General features: G+C 69.7%; 1 protein-coding gene and 1 pseudogene. Both read left to right on the top strand.

Annotated features, from left to right (window positions below; translation table 11 throughout):
* A partial coding sequence (locus tag DBR34_RS18725; protein WP_258224125.1) for a response regulator occupies window positions 1-2,733 on the top strand: 2,733 nt, incomplete at its 5' end.
* A pseudogene (locus tag DBR34_RS18720) lies at window positions 2,720-3,588 on the top strand (chemotaxis protein); the annotation flags it as partial. The gene DBR34_RS18725 and the pseudogene DBR34_RS18720, both read left to right, overlap by 14 nt.

Below are 3,588 nucleotides of genomic sequence, written 5' to 3'. Positions count from 1 at the left end.
CGCGAGGCACTGGACGAAGCCCTGCCGCCGACGCCGGCGTTCGGCGAGCCGGTCGACGAGCAGCAGGCCCTGGATGACGGTCTGACCGTGATCGACGCGCCGCAGGCCGACGACGCGGCCGACAGCGTGCTGGGCCTGGATGCCACCCACGACGCACAGGAACAGCCCGAGGAGGCCGACGCCTTCGCCGAGGATGCGGTCGAAACCGAAACCGAAACCGAAACCGCCGCGCCGACACCGTTCTTCGAACTCGAAGATGCGCCGTTGGCCGCCGCTGGCGCATCGGTCGTCGCGCTCTCCACGCATGAAGAAGCGGCCGCCCCGACCGAGGCAACCGGTGTCGACGACACCGCGCTCGACACCGACGCCGATGACGAAGAAGACAGCGCCGACGCGCTGGACTTCAACGTGCTCGACCAGGAGCTGGTCGACATCTTCGTGGAAGAAGGCAAGGACCTGCTCGACCATTGCGATGGCCTGATCAGTGAACTGCGCGCCGCGCCGAACGACCGCGACGTCATCGCCGGCCTGCAGCGTGACCTGCACACCCTCAAGGGTGGCGCACGCATGGCCGGGATCAACCCGATCGGCGACCTGGGCCATGGCATCGAATCGCTGCTGGAGGCCGTGGCGGCCAACCGCACCGACATCGACCGCAGCGACGTGCACCTGCTTGAACGTGGCTTCGATCGCCTGCACCAGCTGCTGACCCGCACCGGGCAGCACCGCAGCGTGGCGATGCCCGACGACTTGATCCATGCCTTCGAGCAGCGCACGCTGGGCCGGCTGGACGTGGCCGTGGAGACCCCTGCCGACACCGTGCAGGACACCGCACCGGTCGATACCGCCGTCGCCGCGGCGCCGCTCTCGGCACCGGTGCCGCTGGAAACCAGCAGCGACGACGATGCCCTGGCCCGTCCGCAGCAGGAACAGGTGCGCGTGCGCGCCGACCTGCTCGACCGCCTGGTCAACCACGCCGGTGAAGTGGCGATCTACCGCTCGCGCCTGGAACAGCAGCTGGGCGCCTTCCGTGGCGCCATGGGCGAACTGGACCGCACCAACGCGCGTCTGCGCGACCAGCTGCGCCGTCTGGACCTGGAAACCGAAGCGCAGATCGTTGCCCGCTACCAGCGCGAGCAGGACCAGGCCGACCACAAGTTCGACCCGCTGGAACTGGACCGCTTCTCCACGCTGCAGCAGCTCAGCCGTGCGCTGAACGAGTCTGCCGCCGACTTGGGCGGCCTGCAGGGCGTGCTGGACGATCTGTCGCGCCAGTACGACGTGCTGCTGCAACAGCAGTCGCGGGTCAGCTCGGAACTGCAGGACGGCCTGATGCGTGCGCGCATGGTGCCGTTCGATGGTCTGGTGCCGCGCCTGCGTCGGGTGGTCCGCCAGGCTGGCCAGGACACCGGCAAGCAGGTCCACGTGATCCTGGAAGGAACCCACGGCGAACTGGACCGCAACGTCCTGGACCGCATGGTCGCGCCGCTGGAACACATGCTGCGCAACTCGGTTGCCCACGGGCTGGAAACCCCGGAACAGCGCCGCGCTGCCGGCAAGCCCGAGGAAGGCGAAATCGCCATCCGTCTGCGCCGCGAAGGCTCGGAAATCGTGCTGGAAGTGGCCGATGACGGCGCCGGGCTGGACCGCGAGGCGATCCGTCGCCGCGCCGAACAGCGTGGCCTGGTGCAGGCCGACGCCGTGCTTGGCGATGCCGAACTGGACGCGATGATCTTCTCGCCCGGGTTCAGCACCGCCGACCAGGTCAGCCAGCTGGCCGGCCGTGGCGTGGGCATGGACGTGGTGCACAACGAAGTGCGCCAGCTGGGCGGCTCGGTGGATATCCACTCGGTGCGTGGCCAGGGCGTCACCTTCACCCTGCGCCTGCCGCAGACGCTGGCAGTCACCCAGGCGGTGTTCGTGCAGATCGGCGAAACCACCTACGCGGTGCCGGTGGCCTCGGTCAGCGGTATCGGCCGGATCTCGCGCGAGCGCTTTGAAACCATCGACGGCGACTACCACTACGGTGGCGAAGCCTTCGCCCTGCATGACCTCGGTACGCTGGTGGGCCAGGGCCCGGCGCGTGCCGAGGGCCAGGCCCAGGTGCCGCTGCTGCTGGTGCGAGCCGGTGAACTGCGCGCGGCCGTGGCGATCGACCAGGTGCTGGGCAACCGCGAAATCGTGGTCAAGCCGGTGGGCCTGCAGATCGCCTCCGTTCCGGGTATCTACGGCGCCACCATTACCGGCGATGGCCGCGTGGTGGTCATCCTCGACGTGGCCCCGCTGGTCCGCCGCTTCCAGGCCAACCCGCACAAGCCGATCGCCGTGACCAGCCAGGTCAGCGACCGCCAGGCACCGCTGGTGATGGTGGTCGACGATTCGCTGACCATGCGCAAGGTCACCGGCCGCATCCTGGAACGCCACAACTTCGAAGTGGCGGTGGCCCGCGATGGCGTGGAAGCGCTCGAGCGGCTGGAGGAGCGGGTCCCCGACCTGATGCTGCTGGACATCGAAATGCCGCGCATGGATGGCTATGAACTGGCCACCGCGATGCGCGCCGACCCGCGTTACAAGGATGTGCCGATCGTGATGATCACCTCGCGCAGTGGCGACAAGCACCGTCAGCGCGCCTTCGAAATCGGCGTCCAGCGTTACCTGGGCAAGCCTTACCAGGAACTGGACCTGATGCGAAACGTGTACGACCTGCTGGGGATCGCCCGTGTCCGCGAATGACCTGCCTTTGCTGTTGTCGGTAGCGCTGCTGGCGCGCCCGGGGCAGGCCCGCGAGCGCCTGCGCGACGCGTTGGCCCAGGCCGGCGCGACCCTGGTGCTGGAAGAGGATCCCAACACGCTGGACGTGCAGGTGCTGCGCGACGCGGCGCCGGGTGCGGTGCTGATCGCGCTGGAACCGGCGATCGAGGACGCGCTGGAGCGCCTGGACCCGGTGCTGGGTTCGCCGTCGCTGACCCTGATCTTCGACGAAGCCGAACTGGCCGCCCGCCGTGAAGGTTGGGAAGCACAGCGCTGGGCGCGGCACCTGGTGGCCAAGCTGCACGGCCACCACGACGTGTTGCCGCCGGGTTCGGAGCAGGACAGCCTGCTCCAGCCCGAGCCCGGCCTGCCGACCACGCCGGCCGAACTGCATGCCGATGCACCGTTGGACTTCCATGTCCGCGAGGCGTTCGATGCGGCCGCGGATGTGCCCGCCGATGGCCTGTACCAGGCCCCGGATGCACTGAGCGAACCGATGTCGCTGGAAGAGGCGCTGGCTGCCCTGCAGCCGCCGTCCGCCGCCGCGTCGGTGCCACCGCCGGTACCGCCCTCGGCGCCGCCGGCGATGGCCCGCGTACCGCTGGGTGACCACAGCAGCTGGTCGCTGGTGGACGACACCGCCGACACCGCCGCCGCGGCGCCCGCACGCGCTGCCACGGAGGCCGACGCTGCGCCGCCGGCACTGTCTGCGTTCGATATCGAACGGCTGTCGCTGGTCGAACTGGAGGCCGAGCGCCCCAACGACGGCGCCGCCGCAGGGGCGGTGCTGGTACTGGCCGGTATCGGCGGCCCGGACGCGCTGCGCCGCCTGCTCGC

It is taken from the genome of Stenotrophomonas sp. HMWF003 (assembly GCF_003061285.1).
GTDB classification, from domain to species: Bacteria; Pseudomonadota; Gammaproteobacteria; order Xanthomonadales; family Xanthomonadaceae; genus Stenotrophomonas; species Stenotrophomonas maltophilia_AP.
This window is presented reverse-complemented; position numbering and strand designations above follow the sequence as displayed.